Genomic DNA, 19,695 nt, shown 5'->3' with positions numbered 1-19,695 from the left:
TACATATGCAGACAAATGTGCTGGAGTACTTGGAAAATACAGTGGATAGAGTACCGGATAAGACTGCTTTTGCAGATGAAGAAAGTGCATTATCTTTTATACAGGTGTCCGAACAGGCCAAAAGTATTGGAACTGAGCTAAGCAGACAGGGGGCATATCGTGAGCCGGTTGTCGTATATATGAAAAAATGTCCGCAGACGATCGCCGCTTTTTTCGGAGTGATCTACGCGGGATGTTACTATGTTCCGATCGATGAAGAGATGCCGCGAAGACGTATGCAATTGATCTTGGAAAATACAGATGCAAATTATTTGATCTATGATGAGAGTACGAAGGATAAGATTGCTGCGCTTGGCTTTGAAGGAACGGCTTTGCCATACGAAACCTGCAGTAAGACTGAGATGGATGAAGAAGTGTTGGCTAAGATCCGGGAGGGTGCACTGGATATTGATCCGATCTATGTGTTATTTACTTCCGGATCAACAGGTGTCCCGAAAGGTGTTGTGGGGTATCATCGTGGTGTGATCGATTACATTGAAAGCTTATCTGAGGTATTAGGTTTTAACGAAAGTACCGTTTTTGGAAATCAGACGCCGCTGTATTTGGATGCGTGTATGAAAGAAATATATCCAACCTTGAAATATGGAGCAACTACTTGGCTTATTCCTAAGAGCTGTTTTATGTTTCCGGTCAAGTTGGTGGAGTTTCTGAATGACCATGAGATCAATACGATATGCTGGGTTGTTTCGGCATTGACAATGATCTCGGCATTTGGTACATTCGATACAGTGACACCTAAGCATTTACATACCATTGCGTTTGGCAGTGAAGTGTTCCCGGTCAAACAGTTTAATTTATGGAAAATGACAATTCCGGATGCAGAGTTTTTTAATTTATATGGACCGACAGAAGCGACCGGTATGAGCTGTTATTATCATGCAGCACATGTATTTGAGGAGAAAGAAGTGATCCCTATCGGGCGTCCGTTCAAAAATACACAGATTTTGTTGCTGAATGAGCAGGGCGAACCGGTGAAAGATGGTGAGACAGGGGAGATTTGTATTCACGGAACTTGCCTCACACATGGTTATTACAACAATCCGGAAAAAACAGCGGAAGTCTTTACACAGAATCCGTTAAATCCATATTTTCCGGACCGCATTTATCATACCGGGGATTTAGGAAGGAAGAATGAAGCAGGAGATTTGATCTTTGTATCGCGCAAAGATTATCAGATCAAACACATGGGGCACCGAATAGAACTTGGCGAGATCGAGTCAGATGTTGATCTGATAGAGGGGATCAAGACCTGTTGCTGTATTTTTATACAGGAGACAAAGAAAATCGTTCTCTTTTATGTGGGAGATATTGACAAGAGAGCGTTGACAGTGGAACTCAAGGAACGGCTGCCACGTTATATGATCCCAAATGCGATCGTGAGGTTGGAGACATTACCGCTTACGCCGAACGGCAAAATGGATCGTTTGAAGATGCAGGAAATTTATGCGGCTCAGAAACGAAGATCTGTGAAACGCAGTTAAAACTATAATAATAAGATGGAGGACAATGAAATGGATGTAGAGGAGATCAGAGAAGGAGTTTTAGCAATCTTAAAGGAACTTCATGAGGATATTGATTTTGAAGCAGAAGATAAAATGGTAGAAGACAAAATACTGGATTCTTTTGATCTTGTCACGTTGGTGACAGAGCTTGGAGAAGAATTTGATGTTGATATTACAGCGAAAGATTTTATTGCTGAAAATTTCAATTCCGTTGACAGCCTTGCCGATATGATTGCTCGCCTGTTAGAAGAATAAGCTGTGGTGGGAGGAAAGTAGCGTTTTGTTTATTTCATACGAGTTTATCCTGTTTTTGCTGGTATTGTTTGCGGTATATTATGTCATTCCTAAGCGGTTTCAGTGGATCCTATTATTGATCGCAAACTTTTTGTTTTATTATTCTGCGGGAGCATTTTATCCGTTGTTTATTCTGGCAACGTCAGTGACGGTATGGTTTGCCGGTGTTTGTATTGATCGACAGGAAGGACAGTGGCAGTCATACCAGGCTGAAATTAAAGCAGGAAAGATAGAGAAACCGTCCAGAGACGAGAAGAAGGCGGTCAAGGCAAAGATCGGTGGCAAGAAAAAACGCATCATGCTTGTATGTCTGCTCTTTAATTTAGGCATACTTGCTGTATTGAAGTACACCAATTTTGTGATCGACAATGTAAATACCGTTTTGGATGCAGCCGGCAGAACAGAGTTGCCTTATGCGGATCTGATCCTGCCGTTAGGAATCTCTTTTTATACGTTTCAGGCAGTTGCATATCTGCTGGATGTATATTGGGGCAAATGCAGCGCACAGAAAAATCTGCCGCGTTTTATACTGTTTGTGTCTTTTTTTCCACAGTTGATCCAAGGACCGATCAGTCGTTATGGGGATCTGTCACAGACACTTTATGCAAAACATTCCTTTGATGGCAAGCAGGTTCGCTTTAGCTTAGAACGTATTTTGTGGGGATATTTTAAGAAACTGGTGATCGCAGATCGCTTAAGTGGTGCGATCAGCATGCTGATGGGAGATCCGGAATATTATACCGGGGCTTATGTGCTTATCGGGATGTTATTTTATGCAGCACAGTTGTATGCGGACTTTACGGGTGGTATTGATATTACGATCGGTATTGCACAATTTTTTGGCATACATGTGGAAGAGAACTTTATCCGTCCCTTCTTTTCAAAGAATATTGCGGAATATTGGCGCAGATGGCATATCACGATGGGAACGTGGTTCCGTGATTATGTTTTTTATCCGATGAGTATCAGCAAACCGCTCAAAAAGCTGACCTCGACGACCAAAAAACATTTTGGCATGGCAGGTGCAAGACGCGTTGCAGTATATATTTCGACAATGGTTACCTGGTTTGCGACCGGTATTTGGCACGGTGCAGCGTGGCATTTTGTTGCTTGGGGACTGGTAAATGGTGTGATCATTCTGATCTCTGAAGAATGCACGCCATTATATAATAAATTTCACCACAGATTTCCGAAATTAGGAAACAGTTGGGGATATCGTGCGTTTCAGGTGATCCGGACCTTTTTGATGATGTGCTGTATTCGCCTGTTTGATACTTACGCCAGTGTGCGCGGGGCGATTCGGCAGTTTATACATATGTTTACGCAGTTCGATCTATCGAAAGTTACCGGTAAGGAATTGCTTGATCTGGGATTATCGGTGCAGGATTACTGCATTGTAGCATTTGGCGTGGTCGCAATGTTTACGGTCAGTATGTGTGGCAGAAATGGAAGCGTGCGTGAAAAGATTTCACAAAAACCTTATGTCATTCGATATGGTTTGTTTGTCCTCTTATTCTTTGCAGTACTTTTGCTGGGAAGTTATGGCGTAGGATTTGAGGCACAGCAGTTTATTTACAATCAATTTTAACTTCAAGGGAGAAACGGTATTCCTTAAGCAGGTCTGACCGTTGGAAGAACAATTGTGTCTGCGTTTTAATGTGTGCGGACCCGGAAAGGAATGGCAGATTAGAGTGAAACGAGGAAAGAAAATAGCAGTCGGGATACTTTCCGCTGCAGTCGTTGTCTTGCTATTTGCAGTATTGCAGCGTCTGGTGCAGCCAAAATATGCCGATGATATTTTGGAGGGGAATTTTACGGCGGAATACTATCAGGAGACGACAAAGCATGATGTACTCATGATAGGTGACTGTGAAGTCTATGAGAATTTCGATCCGATCTATTTGTGGAAAAATTACGGGATTACCAGTTATATTCGCGGCAATGCACAGCAGCTCACATGGCAGTCTTATTATATGTTAGAGGATACTCTGAAATATGAAAAGCCAAAACTGGTTGTTTATAATGTGCAGGCATTGACACATGGAGAGCCGCAGAAAGAAGAGTATAACCGTATGACGTTAGATGGCATGAAATGGTCTAAAACGAAATGGAATGCGATCAATGCTTCTATGTGTAAAGGGGAGAATATGTTGGATTATATCTTTCCTATCTTGCGTTATCATTCCAGGATCACATCATTATCGCGTAGTGATCTTACGTATTTTGCGAGTGCCAGAAAGGTAACGCACAACGGTTATTATATGCGTATCGACGTACTTCCGGCAAGTGAGTCGGATGTCGCAGATCCAACGTGGCTGCTTGGAAAACAGAACTCCACGATAAACGGTGCCGGAGAGGACATGAGTGGTGCAGATACAGCTGGTGAAGAGGAAGACGGCAGTGCGGAGGATGATGTTTATGATCCGTGGGATGATATTCCGGAGGATGATGCCGAGGAGACGGATAGTTCGGATCCATGGGATGCCGTTGATGAGCAGGAAGCCGGAACAACTGAGAAAGAAGATGATTCGGCTGACGGCGGCGTAGTCTTTGGTAAATATCCAATGCAATATTTGGATAAGATGACAGCACTTTGCAAAAGGAATAATATACAACTGGTCCTTATCAAGGCACCGAGTTTGGCACCACAGTGGTATGATTCGGAGGATGCACAGGTTGTAGAATATGCGAAGAAGAATAAACTGCCATATATTAACTTTTATGAATTGCTGAAAGAAACCGGCATAGATTATGAGACAGATACTTACGATGGTGGTCTGCATATGAATTTAAGTGGTGCAGAAAAGTTATCCAAATATCTTGGAAATGTTTTGGCCAAGGATTATGGGATCAAAGATCATCGAGGTGACAAAACATTGGCAAAGGTGTATGATGAAAAGTGTCGTATTCACGACAATATGATTCGTGCACAGCAAAAGGAACTTGACCGTTATGGCGAGATTCGCAGCTATTAATGTAACAAAAGGAACTTAACGGATATGGTAAGATCCATAGTTATTGGGAATGGAAAGGAAGATGAATATGAAAAAAAGTATTGTGAGTAAATTGGCAGTAGTATGTCTAACGGCAGTGGTTGCTATAGGAGGCGTGTCGATGCCAGCCAGTGCAAAATCTAAGGGATATGTTTTTAAGTACAAAGGGGTATCCGTTACGATGAACGGTGCAGCCAAAAAGCTGATCAAAAAGGCCGGCAAACCATCTAAAAAAACAGTGAAGAAGAGTTGTGCTTATAAGGGAAAAGATCGTACATATACCTATAAGGATTTTCAGCTCAAAACATATTCGAAAACCAACAATGGTGCAGAATATGTCAGTGAGATCCGTTTTCGCAGCAATAAGGCAGTGACAAAAGAAGGGATCCGCATTGGCAGTTCTCTGAAAGATGTCACCAAAAAGTACGGAAAAGCAAAGGCAAGATTCGGCGTGTATACGTTTAAAAAGGGAAGCAGCAAGCTGCAGATCATGTTGAATGGAAATAAAGTGAGTGCAATTCGTTATTTTGCCTCGAAATAATATGAAAAAGCATATAGTACAGTTTTTTCATATGGCAAATTTGTGCCTGTGGCCCAAAGTTTGCGGGATTAGAAAGGCATGAGTGATTGGTATGAAGAAAATAGGGATCATTGGGGGCCTCGGTCCGATGGCGACGGTATATTATTTGGAGTTGCTTACACGAATGGTTGACACGATGGTTGATCAGGGGCATCCCCGTATATTGTTGCAAAGTATTTCAGACAGTCCGGATCGTACGGCATATATAACAGGCAAGAGCACGCAAAGTCCGCTTCCATTGCTGGTAGAGACAGCCCGCAGTTTGCAGAATGCCGGAGCAGATTTTTTGACGATTCCCTGTGTGACGGCACATTATTTTTACGAACAGTTGACACAGGCAGTAGACATTCCCATTGTCAATCTCGTGGAGGAGACGGCGGAGCAGCTCGCAGTTCGTGGTGCACGCAAGGTAGGGATCTTAGCAACGACCGGAGTTCATCAGAGCGGAGTTTTGGCACAGGCGATCCGTGATCGGGGAATCGAGGTCTTATTGCCGGATCCAGACAGCAGAGAGCGACTGATGTACATTATTTATAAGCAGATCAAAGCCGGAAGACCTGCGGACTTGTCGGAATTTGAGCAGATTGCGGAAAATATGTTGGCCAGCGGAGCAGACTGTCTTGTACTAGGATGCACGGAACTGCCGTTATTAAAGCGTGAGCCGGAGCTTGCACAGCATGTACGTACTAAGGAATTATTGGAAAACGATTGTCTGGATGTACTTGAAGTATTAGCGAAGCATGCTATCATCAACGCAGGGGCGAAGCTTAAAAAGTAAAAAATAGAAAAACAATACTTGCGGATGAGGACATCATATACTAAAATTATTGTAATGACAGAAAATACAGGAGGAAGATCATGGAAATTGTATGTTTAGATTTAGAGGGTGTGTTGGTACCGGAGATTTGGATCGCATTTAGTGAGGCAACCGGTATTCCGGAGTTAAAAAGAACGACCAGAGATGAGCCGGATTATGATAAGCTGATGAATTACCGATTAGATATTCTTCGTGAGCATGGACTTGGTCTGAAAGAAATTCAGGAGACGATTGCGGGCATTGATCCGCTGCCGGGTGCGAAAGAGTTCTTGGACGAGCTTCGCAGCCTGACACAGGTTATTATTATCAGTGATACGTTTTCACAGTTTGCAGGACCACTTATGAAGAAACTTGGTTATCCGACCATTTTCTGTAATGAACTCATTGTTGCAGAGGACGGAGAGATTACAGGATTTAAGATGCGTTGTGAGCAGTCTAAGTTGACAACAGTGAAAGCATTGCAATCTATCGGATATGATACGATTGCAAGCGGTGACAGTCATAATGATCTTGGCATGATCCTGGCAAGTAAGGCGGGATTTTTGTTCAAGAGTACGGATGCGATAAAGAAAGAGTATCCACAACTTCCGGCATATGAGACGTATGAGGAATTGATGGCAGCGATCAAAGAAGTTATCTAAAAAAGGTCTATATAGCTTTGCATGAAAGAGCGGAGAGCTTCGTGATGCAGCGTGATAATATTAATGATGAAAAGAAAGAGATCGGTTCTGACGTAAAAATCAGAGCCGATCTCTTTGGATTAATAGGCGTGTTACTGTTTTGTAGTGTGAAAACAGTAATACGCCGCCTTTATTATTTTAGTCAAATAAGTCTCCCGGTTTCTTTTCTCTTTTTTCGGTGAAGGTGAGTTCCGGACTGCTGACGCTGACGCGCGTGCCCGGTGCAACAGAAGAAGTGATAAATGCATTACCACCGATCACAGAACCTTTGCCGATCACAGTTTCGCCACCAAGAATAGAAGCACTGGAGTAGATCGTTACATTATCCTCAATCGTTGGGTGACGTTTTACATCGCGAAGAAGCTGTCCGCTGCGTGTCGATAAAGCACCGAGTGTTACACCTTGATAGATCTTGACATGATCGCCAATCTCTGTTGTTTCGCCGATAACAATACCGGTACCATGGTCAATAAAGAAGTATTCACCGATCACTGCACCCGGGTTGATATCAATACCGGTATGACCGTGCGCATACTCAGACATGATACGCGGAATGAAAGGAACTTTCAGGCGATACAGCTCATGCGCCATACGATATACAAAAATAGCAAACAGTCCCGGATAACAGAAGATGATCTCCTCCTTGGTCTTGGCGGCCGGATCGCCATCAAAAGCTGCTTGAACATCCTTTAACAAAAGCTGTTGGATATGTGCGAAAGAAGAAAAGAACTGTTCACAGATTTCCTCGGTACGTTCATTGATCTCTGTAAGATTTGCCTGTGACTTTGCTTCTCGGATCAGTGCAAAGCGGATCTGCTCAGACAACGTGTCATAGATCCGGATAATGTTGTGTCCTAAAAAGTATTCCGGAATCGTCCGTTCTAAATGTTCCTTGTCAAAATAGCCCGGAAACATGATCTGGCGCAGCCCCATGATAATGTGTATAACTGCATCTCGATTTGGGAGCTGATGCCCGCTTTCTATTGTAAATAAATCTTCCTGTTCGTAGTTATCGGCAATATCACCGATGATTTTTGATAATTTTTCTTCGGATAACATGTGAAACCTCCTTATTATCATCGTAGTTCCATTTTGCAAAACCTATGATAGCATATAATACAGGCTGTAGTCCAGTATATCGAATAATAAGTTTTTACACGAACTTCCCATATCTCAAATTCCCCACAACCACATATTGCTTATTATGTCGATGGGCTAATTATATTTTGCAGCCGCTATATAGTGAGTCCTGCCATCAAGAAACTATAGCAATTGCTTTGCCGCAATTAGTTTTCACAGTGATTTCTAGATTTTGTTGTCTCTGATGATTGATTTACATGCCTTTCGGAAACTCGAAGTCCCGGAAGCAAGGTATTCATCATTTTTGAAAGGGACTTTGCGCTCGTCGTTACTTATGTCTCGTATTTCAGAGACATTAAGTAACGTAACGTAGCGCATCGTAGCGAAAGCGTCCCGTCCAAAAATGGATGATACCTTGCTAAACCGGGACATCTCAGACAATCCTTCAGGCATGTATTCATCAGAGACTTAACAAAATAAGAAATCACTTGAAAACTCTGCGTTCTGCAGCAATTGCTTTAGTATTTTTGATGGCAGGATAATTTACCTTGTTGGCTGCAAAATAGCTACTAGTTTTGTGACATAATAAGCAATATGTGGTTTGGACAATAACTTTTGCTATGGGAAGTTATAGTAAGTTATTGTAATTTGACAAATGAAATAAACTTGCGGTATAATAGTTCTATATTGAACTGTTCAAAAGTATACTAATTAATGGGTGAAAAAGTTATGATTGATGATGGTTTAGAATCGCTGCTGACCGGGCAGCAGTTTAGAAGGTTTCAGGAGCGGGTTTATGCACCTGTGACAGAAACCTATGGACTTTCTTTGCTGGATATCCGTGTATTGCTCTATTTGTCAGAGCATCGTAAGTATAATACAGCTAAGGATATCGTGCAGAGACATCATTGGACGAAGAGTCATGTTTCTAAGTCGATCGAAGAGCTGATCGAAAAGGGATTGATTCTCCGTGTGCCGGACGATACTGACCGACGCAAAGTACGTTTGCTGGTATGTGAGAAAGCAGATCCGGTTCTTACAAAGGTACGGGCACTGCATCTTACCATGTACCAGGTATTGTTTCGCGGCGTGGAAGAGGAGGAACTGGCAGTTGTTAAGCGTGTAGCGGAGAAAATCTCCGGTAATATCGTGCAGGGATTAGACATCGCTGTTATGAATAAGGTATCACAGTAAATTAAATACAGCCTGTTATGACAGGCATGACAACAGGAAAGGAGACAGAAACTATGAGTCAGGAATATGATAAGATGATGCGTCAGTTTGCAGATAAGTATCGTCACGTGTGTGTGGCAAACAATTCAATCGATGCAAAGCTTTTTGAGCAGTATGGTGTGAAGAGAGGGCTTCGAGATAAAAACGGCAAAGGCGTATTATCTGGTATTACAAATATTTCGTTGATCAAAGCAACCGAAGAGACAGAGGATGGACATATTATTCCATGTGATGGGCAGTTGTACTATCGTGGCTATAATATATATGATCTGACAGCAGGATTTCGCGAGGACAAGCGATATGGATTTGAGGAGATCGCATTTCTGCTGTTATTTGGAGAACTTCCTAATAAGCAGGAGCTGCAGGAATTTCAGCAGGTATTGGTGAAAAATCGTCGTCTGCCTACCAACTTTGTGCGTGACGTTATTATGAAAGCTCCGAGTCAGGATATCATGAATTCTTTGACTAAGAGTGTGTTAACGTTGTCTTCCTATGATGATAATGTAACAGATAATAGTATTGATAATGTTATGCGCCAGTGTTTGATGCTGATCAGCGTATTTCCTATGTTAGCGGTATATGGTTATCATGCATATAATCATTATGAATGTGATGAAAGTTTTTATATCCACAGACCGGATGATAATCTTTCAGCAGCAGAGAATATTTTGCGTATGCTTCGTCCGAATAAAGAATATACTGAGACGGAGGCAAGAGTGTTAGATATGGCACTGGTACTTCATATGGAGCACGGTGGCGGTAACAACTCGACCTTTACGACACGTGTCGTTACTTCGGCAGGTTCCGATACGTATTCTGTTATTGCAGCGGCGTTATCTTCTCTCAAGGGACCGAAGCATGGTGGTGCCAATATCAAAGTGGTGCAGATGATGCAGGATCTTAAAGAGCATGTAGATGATGTGACAGATGAAGAACAGGTGCGTGCTTATTTGCGCAAATTGGTGCGCAAGGAGGCCTTTGACCGCCGTGGACTTATTTATGGTATGGGTCATGCGGTATATTCTATATCAGATCCACGTGCTCGTGCTTTTAAACAGTTCGTCGAGCTTTTGGCAGAAGAAAAAAATCATAAGCAGGAATTTGAATTATATTCCATGATCGAGCGCATCGCACCGGAGGTAATTGGTGAAGAGTGTGCGATCTATAAAGGCGTTAGTGCCAATGTGGATTTCTACAGCGGATTTGTTTACAGCATGCTTGGTATTCCACAAGAGCTGTTCACACCAATCTTTGCAATGGCACGTATTGTGGGATGGAGTGCACATCGTATGGAGGAATTGATCAATGTGGATAAGATCATTCGTCCGGCTTACAAGAGTATCATGGTGCCTAAGGTATATGAAAGTCTGAAAGATCGTTCCACGCTTAAGATCGATAGTCGTCAGGCGAAAGAACTCCGCATCCCAATGAAGGGAGATAGCTGCTGATCTGGAACGAGGCAGTGCAAACGTATAAGATCAAGATCATAGATTCACCGGATTTCGGAAAAAAACCGCTTTAGCAGTTTTTTTCCGGCTCCGGTGTTTTTATTTTTGAATCCCCTCAAACTCCCCACCCCCTTAACTCCTCACAACCACATATTGCTTATTATGTCTATGGGCTAATTATATTTTGCAGCCGCTATATAGTGAGTCCTGCCATCAAGAAACTATAGCAATTGCTTTGCCACAATTAGTTTTCAAAGTGATTTCTAGCTTTTGTTGTCTCTGATGATTGATTTACATGCCTTTCGGAAACTCGAAGTCCCGGAAGCAAGGTATTCATCATTTTTGAAAGGGACTTTGCGCTCGTCGTTACTTATGTCTCGTATTTCAGAGACATTAAGTAACGTAACGTAGCGCATCGTAGCGAAAGCGTCCCGTCCAAAAATGGATGATACCTCGCTAAACCGGGACATCTCAGACAATCCTTCAGGCATGTATTCATCAGAGACTTAACAAAATAAGAAATCACTTGAAAACTCTGCGTTCTGCAGCAATTGCTTTAGTATTTTTGATGGCAGGATAATTTACCTTGTTGGCTGCAAAATAGCTATTAGTTTTGTGACATAATAAGCAATATGTGGTTTGGGCAGTATCTTCCGGGGTGGGGAGTTTGAGTAGTAAAATGATGAAGTGAAAAGCTTTGCGGGGATGCGATAAGTTGTAAGATTTTCGTAAAGACTTGCAATGGATGGTTGTGATATTCTGTAAATGGTAAAAGCAGGAGGTGGAATGCGTGGAAAAAGCGAATATACTTGTGGTGGATGATGATAAAGAAATTGCAGAACTGGTTGGCATTCACTTACGCGAAGAGGGATATGAGGTATATAAAGCATATAGTGGCAAAGAGGCATTGGAAATCTTCAAACAGGAACGTATAGACCTTGTTATATTAGATGTCATGATGCCGGTTATGGATGGAAATCAGGTATGCAGTAAGATCCGAGATACAAGCGCTGTGCCGATCATAATGCTCAGTGCGAAAGACGCGGAGATGGATATGGTGTCCAGTTTGTATCAGGGCGCTGATGACTATGTGACAAAGCCGTTTCGGCCGATGGAGCTGATGGCTCGTGTGAAATCTCAGCTTCGAAGATTCCAAAGTCTGGGGGGCGGCGAGCAGGAAAATGCAGGTGTCATTGATCTGCCCAACTTATGGATGGACAAAAAGACGAGAACCGTGAAAGTGTATGACCGTGAGGTTAAGCTGACGCCGATAGAATTTGATCTGCTTTATCTGTTAGCATCACATCCGGGACAGGTATTTGCGACAGATGATATTTTTGAGAAAGTCTGGAAAGAGAAAAGCTTTGAAATGAGTAACACAGTCATGGTACATATTCGAAGGCTGCGCGGAAAGGTTGAGATCGATCCGCGCAACGCCCAGATCATAAAGACGGTATGGGGAGTGGGGTATAAAATTGATGGGTAAAAAATTCAAAAGCATACGCACAGAGATCATAGTGTATTGTTTTTTCAGTGTTATCCTTGCGATGATCACAGACATAGTGTTAGGTGGATTGATCTATACTGTTTCTTCTACGTTAGGCAAGAAGCAGTACGACAAAGTGCCTGTTTCGCCACCAACGGGGAGAGGGGTACGGTTCAGCAGGCATGGGGATGATCTGGGGATGAGCTCGAGTTGGCTGCCGAGGCATTTGAGCCGCGATACGCTGGTTAGTTTTATGCTTGTCACCGTTATTGCAACGATCTGTTTTTTTATCATTTACTTTTTGCTGTTTATTAAACGGATCGTCAAAGACATGACATATATTTCGGATCGGATCATCGATATTGCCGATGGAAAAAGTGACGAAAAGATCATCATAGAGAGACAGGATGAGATAGGAGAGATAGCCGGCAGGATCAATGAGATGACAGCGCAGATCAATCAATTGATCAAATCGGAGAGGGATGCTTTGCAAAGCAATAAGGATCTGATCGCCTGTGTAGCACATGATTTAAGGACACCGATCACATCGGTGAAGGGATATTTGGATCTGGCTTTAGATACCAAGCATTATGATCTGGAGCAAAGACAGAAATATGTGCGTATAGCACAGACCAAGGCGAATCGTTTGGAATATCTGATACACGATCTGTTTAACTATACGAAACTTACGAGTGGAGAGATCACACTACACCGCAGTAAGATCGATCTGGTGCAGCTCGTGGAACAGATGGTGGAAGAGTTCTATCCGTTATTTCAGGAAGAGGAGCTTGAGTGCACAACGAAATACAATATTTCCTATCTGGAAATGAATATGGATGGAGAATTGATCGCGCGAGCCGTACAGAATCTGCTCAGCAATGCGATCAAATATGGCAAAGATGGTAAACACGTATATGTGGAATTGGAATGTTTAGAGCAGGAAGTTCAAATTCGCGTTACCAATTACGGCTTAGTCATACCGGAAGAAAGTATCAAGCATTTGTTTGATAAATTTTACCGGGTAGAACGGTCGAGAAATGTTAAGACCGGTGGGACCGGTCTTGGATTAAACATTGCGCAGGAAATTGTTCATTTGCATGGAGGCAGGATTCAGGTAACAAGCGGAGCAAGTGGTACATGTTTTACCATCGCTTTGCCGTTATATAAAGAAGAGGAGGAAGAGTGATTGAGAGGTAATGAAATGATGAAAGAAAAGCAGACTTCCGGTATGGAATGGATGTACTCTATACTGAATGGTGCGAGTATTGCCATGCTGGTGGCAGTATTAGCGGCCATTGGGATCATGACTTGTATGGCTTTTGCCAGTCATGCAGATGCCAAAGCCAAGTCTTCCAATAACAATTCAATAGGAGAAGTTAGTTTTCGGGCGGGTGACATCAAGATTGATGCGACACTTGGCGGAACGGGAGGTGTTGTTGCACCAAACCGTTATGTCCCGATCAAGGCAACGTTGACCAACAAGGGAGATAATTTCAAAGGTTCTGTTAAAGTAATCTCGGGAGCAGTCAGTGGCACTTCGGTAGCATTTACAAAATCTGTATCAATTGCTGCAGGAGAGACAATTCAGATCAAAAGTTTTTTTACGTTGCCGGTGAGCGGTTCTACAGTACGAGTAGCGTTATATGACAAAGATGATGACATGATTTCATCTCAGACAGCATATTTGCAGATGGCATTGACAACGACTGATGAAAAGCAGATGGCGGTTTTGTCAGATGATATTAATAAGATAGGATATTTGCAGAGTGCAGATTTTGCTGTAGAAGAAATAAATGTTGCGGATGTTCCGGAAGACGTTCGATTACTGGAATCATTGGATGTATTAGTGATCAATAATGTAGATACGCAAAGCTTTTCGGCAAAACAGGTTACGGCGCTCCAACAATGGGTTTCCAATGGCGGACTTTTGGTGCTTGGCACCGGCGCTCAGGCAGAAAAAAGTTTGAAAGTTTTTTCTGGGAAATTGCTAAACGGTACGATTGGTGACGCGCGCTCGATACAGACAAATTTATCCTATGCGAAGGTGGATCAGGCAGAGAAACTGGCGCTGCTCAAAGAAGAACTGCGCAAAGAAAAATTAGATAAAGTAAAAACATTTTTGCGCGAACATTTGCCGCAAACTATGTATCGTGATTATGCACAAGACATTCAGGGCTTAGATTATTCGGATGATTGGGGAGGTACGATCTTTTCAAAAGGTTCGGAAATATACAAACAGCTGAAGAAAGAATATAGCGATGACGATTTGGAGAAGAAATTTCAAGTTACCATAAGCAAGAAAGAAGAAGAGAAGATACGGAAATCTCTTGTTTCTGATAAGTTAACCGTTGATATTACATCTTTAACGCTTGATAAAGCAGAGACATTGGTAGAACAGGATGGGGAGGCACTGGTTTCCAAAATATCTTATGGAAATGGTTCCGTGATCGTATCGGAATTTGACCTCGCACTTGATAACAAACAGTGGTCTAATTATGGTTCTGTTATCCGTAAGATCATTAGCGACAATTGTACCACGACAGAAAATCATTTCTTTGACCAAAATGTCAATACATATTATTTGGATGATAGTTTGCAGGCTGGACTGAAATATAATGAGGTTGATGTGTTGCCCAATATTACCTTATACGCGATTCTGTTGATCGTGTACGTAGTATTGATCGGACCGGTTGGCTATACGATACTGCGTCGCAAGGATAAGCGGCAGTTGCTGTGGGTGATCATACCTGTGTCCGCTGTGTTCTGTTCTGTATTGATCTATCTGATCGGAACCGGAACCAGAATCCAAAAGCCGTTTATCAATTATTTATCACAGCTTGAAATTGGAGCAGAGGGGACGCATGATACGTTAAACACCGCCTTTTCGGTGACGAGCCCGAATAATAGAGATTATCAGATCGTAGTAGAAGGCAGCAAAAATATTGACCCGTATTACAACAGTAATCAGGTCTATTATGATTCTAGTGCAGAGCAGGATAAAACGTATAGTTATGCAATCGAGTATAACTCAGATGAAACCGTATTGCACATGGAAAATCAGGCATCGTTCCAAAGCTCTAATCTCAAAAACAGTCAGACGGTAAAGCAGAAAGGACGTATGGCGTTTACGAACATACAGATCGGAGAGTCTAAAGTATCCGGTGTGGTAACCAACAATACAGGGTATGATCTGGAAGACTGTATGATTGTTAATCATGGAGATATCATTGTATTAGGCAGCTTAAAAGCCGGTGAAAGTATATCTCTTGACCGTATTTCACCGAGCAAATACTTAAAATATGCGGATATCGGTTCTGATTGGGAAGAGATGGTTACGCAGGCAGTGGGTGCAAATGACAATGGATATACAGAAGATGTGCAGTCTCAGCGAAGACAAAGCTTGCTGAAATATTACGGTCATTTCTTCACTTCAGGAGAGACAGGAAGATCAACGACATATTTTTATGGTTTTACAAAAGATCAGCAAAAGACGTCGTTTACCAATATGTTTGATCTGAATCTGTATGGAGAAATGGCAGTATCACAGGAAATTGACTTTAAGGATATGCTTGCAGAGGGGACGACAAATTATGGCGTATTGTCAGACTATATTGCAGAATATAATGATTATCAGACCGATGGGAAATTGGTGCTGCAATCAAATGCTTCTGCGTCCTCTTCGAGCTATGCTCAGAGTATTAATGTTACTTATAACATCAAAAAGTTACTGGGTGAAGGGAAAAAATTAGGACTGCAGTATACGTATCTGGATAATTCGGAGATTACGATCTACAGCAATTATAGTAGTTCGGATATGACGATTAATACGAATCTGTTTATGGGATCAGCATGTATTTATAATCCGAAGAAAGACCGTTATGTTAAGTTCCTGACAGCCGGAAGTGAAACAACGTTAGACAGTCTGGATCAATACGCTGACTCAGAGGGAAATGTCAAGATTCGATATGACGTAAAAGCGGATAGTGGTCTGGATGGAATGTATAACAATATTGCACTTCCGAAATTGCACATTATAGGCAGATAGAGAGGAGAGGGTGACATGGTAGAAATCAAAGGATTAAATAAATTCTATGGTAAATTTATTGCATTAAATAATTTGGATCTGCATATTGACAAAGGGGAGTTATTTGGATTTGTCGGACCAAATGGTGCAGGGAAAACGACGACCATGAAGATCTTATCAGGTCTGCTGAAAGCATCCGGCGGGGAAGCTTACGTTGCAGGGATCGATGCGATCCGCCAAAGTACAGAACTCAAAGCGATGATTGGCTATATGCCGGATTTCTTTGGTGTATATGACAATCTCAAGGCGATCGAGTATATGGAATTCTATGCATCCATTTATGGCATGTATGGAAAACAGGCGACATCCTATTGCATGGAATTGATGGATCTCGTGCATCTGTCGGATAAAGCAAATTTTTACGTGGACAGCTTATCGCGTGGCATGAAACAACGATTATGTCTTGCTAGAAGTTTGGTGCACAATCCGCAGTTGCTTATTTTGGATGAGCCGGCTTCCGGTTTGGACCCGCGAGCACGATTTGAGATGAAAGGAATACTCAAGAATCTACATGAAATTGATAAGACGATCATTATTAGCTCACATATTTTGTCGGAGCTGGCAGAAATGTGTACCACGATCGGTATTATCGATCACGGACAGATGATGGTAAAAGGAACAGTCGATGAGATCATGACCCGGTTAAATACCTCCAATCCACTGCAGATCCGTATTGTAGAAGGAATGGATCAGGCGGTGAAGATCCTCAAGGAGAATCCGACAGTTGTTAATTTGTCTGTGGATGCCAACATGCTGCTTGTTGGTTTTAAGGGAAATGAAGAAGAGGAAGCAGCATTGCTGGCTTCGTTGATACAGAATGACGTACGGGTATCGTCCTTTGTTCGGGATACAGGTAATTTGGAAGAAGTGTTTATGCGTGTCACTGGAAACAAGGAGGTGTTGTCGGCATGAGTAAATGGAAAAAGAAGTTATATAATCCGGTATATGTAAAAGAAACAAAGCTGCGTGTGCGCAACATTAAGTTTGCTCTGACAATCTTGTTTTACAATCTGATCTTGATCGGGATCGCAGTATTTGGATTTGAAGTATTGTTTAATTCCGGTATGAACGATTATGTAAATTATGGAACGGCGATCGGTTTATATGTTGCACTGGTCGTGCTCGAATCTGTTATGGTGGGATTTCTTGTACCATCTTTTACGGCTGGAAGCATTGCAGGAGAGCGTGAAAAGCAGACATTAGAAATTTTGCTTACGACAACTATGAAACCGTCAGAAATCGTTTGGGGAAAACTGATGGCATCCATCAGTATGGTGTTGTTATTGGTGGTTTCCAGTTTGCCGGTGATTTCCATTGTATTCACCATTGGTGGTCTTGCCTTAGTTGATCTGTTGCAGTTCGTTGTATTGGTATTCGTTGCGGCATTACTAATGGGAAGTATCGGCGTTTGGGCATCTACGGCAATTAAGAAAACAGTTCCGGCAACTGTATTTACCTTTGCGGGGATTGTTGTACTGTGTGGTGTGACTGCTATTTTGGATGGAGTTATATACATTATTGGAAATATTATTGAAATGAATGTTAATCATGTGTCCGGTCTGGCTGCCAGCAGCGCAACGCTGCATCTTGGACCGGCGTTATTGATCCTGTTGATTAATCCGGTTGTAACTTTAATCGAAATGTTGATGTGTCAGTTTAGAGGACATGGACTCATTGTTACACTGGAACGGACATTTGGGGGCGGTATCCCGGATATTGTTGTAGATCATTGGTTTGTGATCAGCTTGATCTGTCAGTTGGTTTTGACGTTTTTCATTATGAAGCTTGCAGCAAAGTTATTGGATCCATTGCGTGTGAAGAAGAGCAGGAAGAAAGGAAAAAAGCATGAATCAGCAGTCGGGGATGGAAGCGGACAAAGAGATTGATCGTTTTCTGCAAAAAGTAAAAAAACGTGATATGCGTCAGAAATCGATTTTACTGTTGGGAATGTATGCACTGGTTGGAAGCATTCTTGGCTTTTTGGTACAGTGCGTGGCGATCTGGTATCCGTTTTATAATTGTGTGCCCACAAGTGCCGCAGTGTTTTTGGGATCGATCGCAGTCGGGGGCGTACATTTGTTTCTATGCCGCACAACGACAAGACGTGCAGCAAGATTAGCGGACAATATGGGAATGCAGGAGCGTGTATCGACGAGCATCGAAGGCAGAGGAAGTACCGATGAACTTCGTATCCTGCAGAGAATAGATACGAGAGATCAGCTTCGGAATATCTCTTTGGAGAAGACAATGCCGTATTATATTCCATGGAAGAGATATGTTAGTCTGGGGGTCTTTTTGCTGATGGGATTCATCTGCTTGTTTATTCCGTCAGAGGCAAAGGATGTCGCGAAGCAGAAACATGAATTTGTCAAGAAAGTTGAGAAAGAGCAGGAGAAGATCGCGAAAGCAAAGAAGGTTCTTGATAAGGAAATGGCAAAGGGCAAAATAAGTAAAGAATCCCGCAAAAAGCTGGAGGAGTCCATAAAAACAGCCCAAAAAGATATGAAGCAGGCAAGATCCGTCGATGAAGTGACTGCTGCCCAAAAGCGTTTGGAGACAAAACTTCTTCGAGATGTTCCGGAGAACATTAGCAAAGAGGCCGCAGACAGTTTACGGCCTTTTGTGGACGGCAAAAATTTACAGGCACTTTCGAAATATCAGAAGCAGCTTGCAGATCTGGCCGGTAAGCAGAAAGCCGTTGCGGCAGTGAGTGATGAATTAAAAGAATTGGGAGAGCAGTTAAGCGAGTCTAAGATGAAAGAGCTTATGCAGCAGCTCAATGAAAAGGCACAAAGTGGAGCGTTGACACAGCAAGACATTTCGGAAGTACTGCGAAATCTTGATAATGCCAGTGCTTCCTATACGCGGAGTGCCCTGTTACAGGATCAGACAGATTCCAATGCAGCGACACAGAATCAAAATACACAGGCACAGGGGAATACTTCGAATCAGAATGCTTCACAGAATGCCGATGGACAACAGGGAAACAGTTCCAAAAAACTGTCCGGTAATAGTGCTAAAGGTACTCAAAATGGTGGTCAAAGTGGATCAGGCAGTCAGGCAGGTTCCGGTAAAAATGCCGGCAGTGGGAATGGTGGCAGTCAAGGTAAAAACGGTACCAAAGTTGGAAGTGGATGGAACACCGGTGGTAAAAACGGACTGGAACGAAAAGGTGCGTCGGACAGCGCAGAACAAGTCTGGGTTCCGGAGGATAATGGGAAAGATGGCAATTTGACGGGCAGCAAGAATGGAGAATCCGGTAATCGCACAAAGTCTAACAACATGCCTGCGAAACGCGGAACCAAACAGGAAATCGGGGCGGTATCCGGACAATATAAACAAAAAGCATATTCCAAATTGAAGAAGCAGAAAATACCACAATCCAAGGAGGATATGGTTAAAAAGTATTTCAGCGATCTAGAGTAAGGAGGGGCATTG

16 protein-coding genes are annotated in these 19,695 nt (G+C 42.5%); 15 read left to right on the top strand and 1 reads right to left on the bottom strand.

All coding sequences use genetic code 11. From position 1 onward, the window contains the following. The first annotated feature begins 5 nt into the window (after window positions 1–5). From ACSAJE_RS07055 to thrH, 7 genes are all read left to right on the top strand, one after another. Window positions 6–1,541 (top strand): amino acid adenylation domain-containing protein, encoded by a 1,536-nt coding sequence (locus tag ACSAJE_RS07055; RefSeq protein ID WP_458010036.1) that lies wholly within the window; start codon window positions 6–8, stop codon window positions 1,539–1,541. Between the two features lie 30 nt (window positions 1,542–1,571). Next, window positions 1,572–1,817, top strand: a complete 246-nt coding sequence (locus ACSAJE_RS07050; RefSeq protein ID WP_022025823.1) for an acyl carrier protein — start codon at window positions 1,572–1,574, stop codon at window positions 1,815–1,817. 25 nt (window positions 1,818–1,842) lie between these two features. After that, window positions 1,843–3,444 carry an MBOAT family O-acyltransferase gene (locus tag ACSAJE_RS07045; protein WP_243104110.1) on the top strand — a complete coding sequence of 534 codons (1,602 nt, stop codon included), beginning with the start codon at window positions 1,843–1,845 and terminating at the stop codon, window positions 3,442–3,444. Between the two features lie 40 nt (window positions 3,445–3,484). After that, complete coding sequence (locus ACSAJE_RS07040) at window positions 3,485–4,831, top strand: SGNH/GDSL hydrolase family protein (protein ID WP_458010035.1); 1,347 nt, start codon at window positions 3,485–3,487, stop codon at window positions 4,829–4,831. A 67-nt stretch (window positions 4,832–4,898) separates the two neighbouring features. Further along, complete coding sequence (locus ACSAJE_RS07035) at window positions 4,899–5,390, top strand: hypothetical protein (protein ID WP_458010034.1); 492 nt, start codon at window positions 4,899–4,901, stop codon at window positions 5,388–5,390. A gap of 91 nt (window positions 5,391–5,481) precedes the next feature. Continuing rightward, complete coding sequence (gene cuyB / locus ACSAJE_RS07030; RefSeq protein WP_118691257.1) at window positions 5,482–6,207, top strand: cysteate racemase; 726 nt, start codon at window positions 5,482–5,484, stop codon at window positions 6,205–6,207. 80 nt (window positions 6,208–6,287) lie between these two features. After that, window positions 6,288–6,887, top strand: coding sequence for a bifunctional phosphoserine phosphatase/homoserine phosphotransferase ThrH (thrH, locus tag ACSAJE_RS07025; protein WP_022025818.1), 600 nt, complete (start codon window positions 6,288–6,290; stop codon window positions 6,885–6,887). 177 nt (window positions 6,888–7,064) lie between these two features. On the opposite strand, the gene epsC is transcribed toward thrH, so the two are convergent. Then, window positions 7,065–7,985, bottom strand: a complete 921-nt coding sequence (gene epsC / locus ACSAJE_RS07020; RefSeq protein ID WP_118691256.1) for a serine O-acetyltransferase EpsC — start codon at window positions 7,983–7,985, stop codon at window positions 7,065–7,067. A gap of 750 nt (window positions 7,986–8,735) precedes the next feature. Between epsC and ACSAJE_RS07015 the strand changes: the two genes are divergently transcribed. From ACSAJE_RS07015 to ACSAJE_RS06980, 8 genes are all read left to right on the top strand, one after another. After that, a complete protein-coding gene (locus tag ACSAJE_RS07015; RefSeq protein ID WP_182434311.1) occupies window positions 8,736–9,200 on the top strand; it encodes a MarR family winged helix-turn-helix transcriptional regulator in 465 nt (154 codons plus the stop codon). Between the two features lie 53 nt (window positions 9,201–9,253). Next, on the top strand, window positions 9,254–10,687 hold the full coding sequence (locus ACSAJE_RS07010) for a citrate/2-methylcitrate synthase (RefSeq protein WP_022025080.1): 1,434 nt from the start codon (window positions 9,254–9,256) through the stop codon (window positions 10,685–10,687). A 790-nt stretch (window positions 10,688–11,477) separates the two neighbouring features. Continuing rightward, a complete protein-coding gene (locus tag ACSAJE_RS07005) occupies window positions 11,478–12,173 on the top strand; it encodes a response regulator transcription factor (protein ID WP_118691459.1) in 696 nt (231 codons plus the stop codon). Continuing rightward, on the top strand, window positions 12,166–13,359 hold the full coding sequence (locus ACSAJE_RS07000) for an ATP-binding protein (RefSeq protein WP_458010033.1): 1,194 nt from the start codon (window positions 12,166–12,168) through the stop codon (window positions 13,357–13,359). The genes ACSAJE_RS07005 and ACSAJE_RS07000 overlap by 8 nt, the downstream gene beginning before the upstream one ends. Next, window positions 13,360–16,218 carry a tripartite tricarboxylate transporter TctB family protein gene (locus ACSAJE_RS06995; RefSeq protein WP_458010032.1) on the top strand — a complete coding sequence of 953 codons (2,859 nt, stop codon included), beginning with the start codon at window positions 13,360–13,362 and terminating at the stop codon, window positions 16,216–16,218. A 15-nt stretch (window positions 16,219–16,233) separates the two neighbouring features. Continuing rightward, on the top strand, window positions 16,234–17,169 hold the full coding sequence (locus ACSAJE_RS06990) for an ABC transporter ATP-binding protein (protein WP_022024151.1): 936 nt from the start codon (window positions 16,234–16,236) through the stop codon (window positions 17,167–17,169). Continuing rightward, window positions 17,166–18,143 (top strand): ABC transporter permease, encoded by a 978-nt coding sequence (locus ACSAJE_RS06985; RefSeq protein WP_022024152.1) that lies wholly within the window; start codon window positions 17,166–17,168, stop codon window positions 18,141–18,143. The genes ACSAJE_RS06990 and ACSAJE_RS06985 overlap by 4 nt, the downstream gene beginning before the upstream one ends. Next, window positions 18,103–19,683, top strand: a complete 1,581-nt coding sequence (locus tag ACSAJE_RS06980; RefSeq protein ID WP_458010031.1) for a hypothetical protein — start codon at window positions 18,103–18,105, stop codon at window positions 19,681–19,683. The genes ACSAJE_RS06985 and ACSAJE_RS06980 overlap by 41 nt, the downstream gene beginning before the upstream one ends. Window positions 19,684–19,695 lie beyond the last annotated feature (12 nt).

It is taken from the genome of Jutongia sp. SJQ-6 (genome assembly GCF_054161275.1).
Note: the sequence above shows the minus strand (reverse complement) of the source record. Positions and strands in the feature narration are given on the sequence as shown.

What these genes read in the sequence shown, in the direction of transcription:
- ACSAJE_RS06980 (WP_458010031.1), top strand. Translation starts at nt 18,103, where the DNA reads ATGAATCAGCAGTCGGGGATGGAAGCGGACAAAGAGATTGATCGTTTT.
- ACSAJE_RS06990 (WP_022024151.1), top strand. Translation starts at nt 16,234, where the DNA reads ATGGTAGAAATCAAAGGATTAAATAAATTCTATGGTAAATTTATTGCA.
- cuyB (WP_118691257.1), top strand. Translation starts at nt 5,482, where the DNA reads ATGAAGAAAATAGGGATCATTGGGGGCCTCGGTCCGATGGCGACGGTA.
- ACSAJE_RS07010 (WP_022025080.1), top strand. Translation starts at nt 9,254, where the DNA reads ATGAGTCAGGAATATGATAAGATGATGCGTCAGTTTGCAGATAAGTAT.
- ACSAJE_RS07055 (WP_458010036.1), top strand. Translation starts at nt 6, where the DNA reads ATGCAGACAAATGTGCTGGAGTACTTGGAAAATACAGTGGATAGAGTA.
- ACSAJE_RS07015 (WP_182434311.1), top strand. Translation starts at nt 8,736, where the DNA reads ATGATTGATGATGGTTTAGAATCGCTGCTGACCGGGCAGCAGTTTAGA.
- ACSAJE_RS06985 (WP_022024152.1), top strand. Translation starts at nt 17,166, where the DNA reads ATGAGTAAATGGAAAAAGAAGTTATATAATCCGGTATATGTAAAAGAA.
- thrH (WP_022025818.1), top strand. Translation starts at nt 6,288, where the DNA reads ATGGAAATTGTATGTTTAGATTTAGAGGGTGTGTTGGTACCGGAGATT.
- ACSAJE_RS07000 (WP_458010033.1), top strand. Translation starts at nt 12,166, where the DNA reads ATGGGTAAAAAATTCAAAAGCATACGCACAGAGATCATAGTGTATTGT.
- epsC (WP_118691256.1), bottom strand. Translation starts at nt 7,985, where the DNA reads ATGTTATCCGAAGAAAAATTATCAAAAATCATCGGTGATATTGCCGAT.
- ACSAJE_RS07050 (WP_022025823.1), top strand. Translation starts at nt 1,572, where the DNA reads ATGGATGTAGAGGAGATCAGAGAAGGAGTTTTAGCAATCTTAAAGGAA.
- ACSAJE_RS07035 (WP_458010034.1), top strand. Translation starts at nt 4,899, where the DNA reads ATGAAAAAAAGTATTGTGAGTAAATTGGCAGTAGTATGTCTAACGGCA.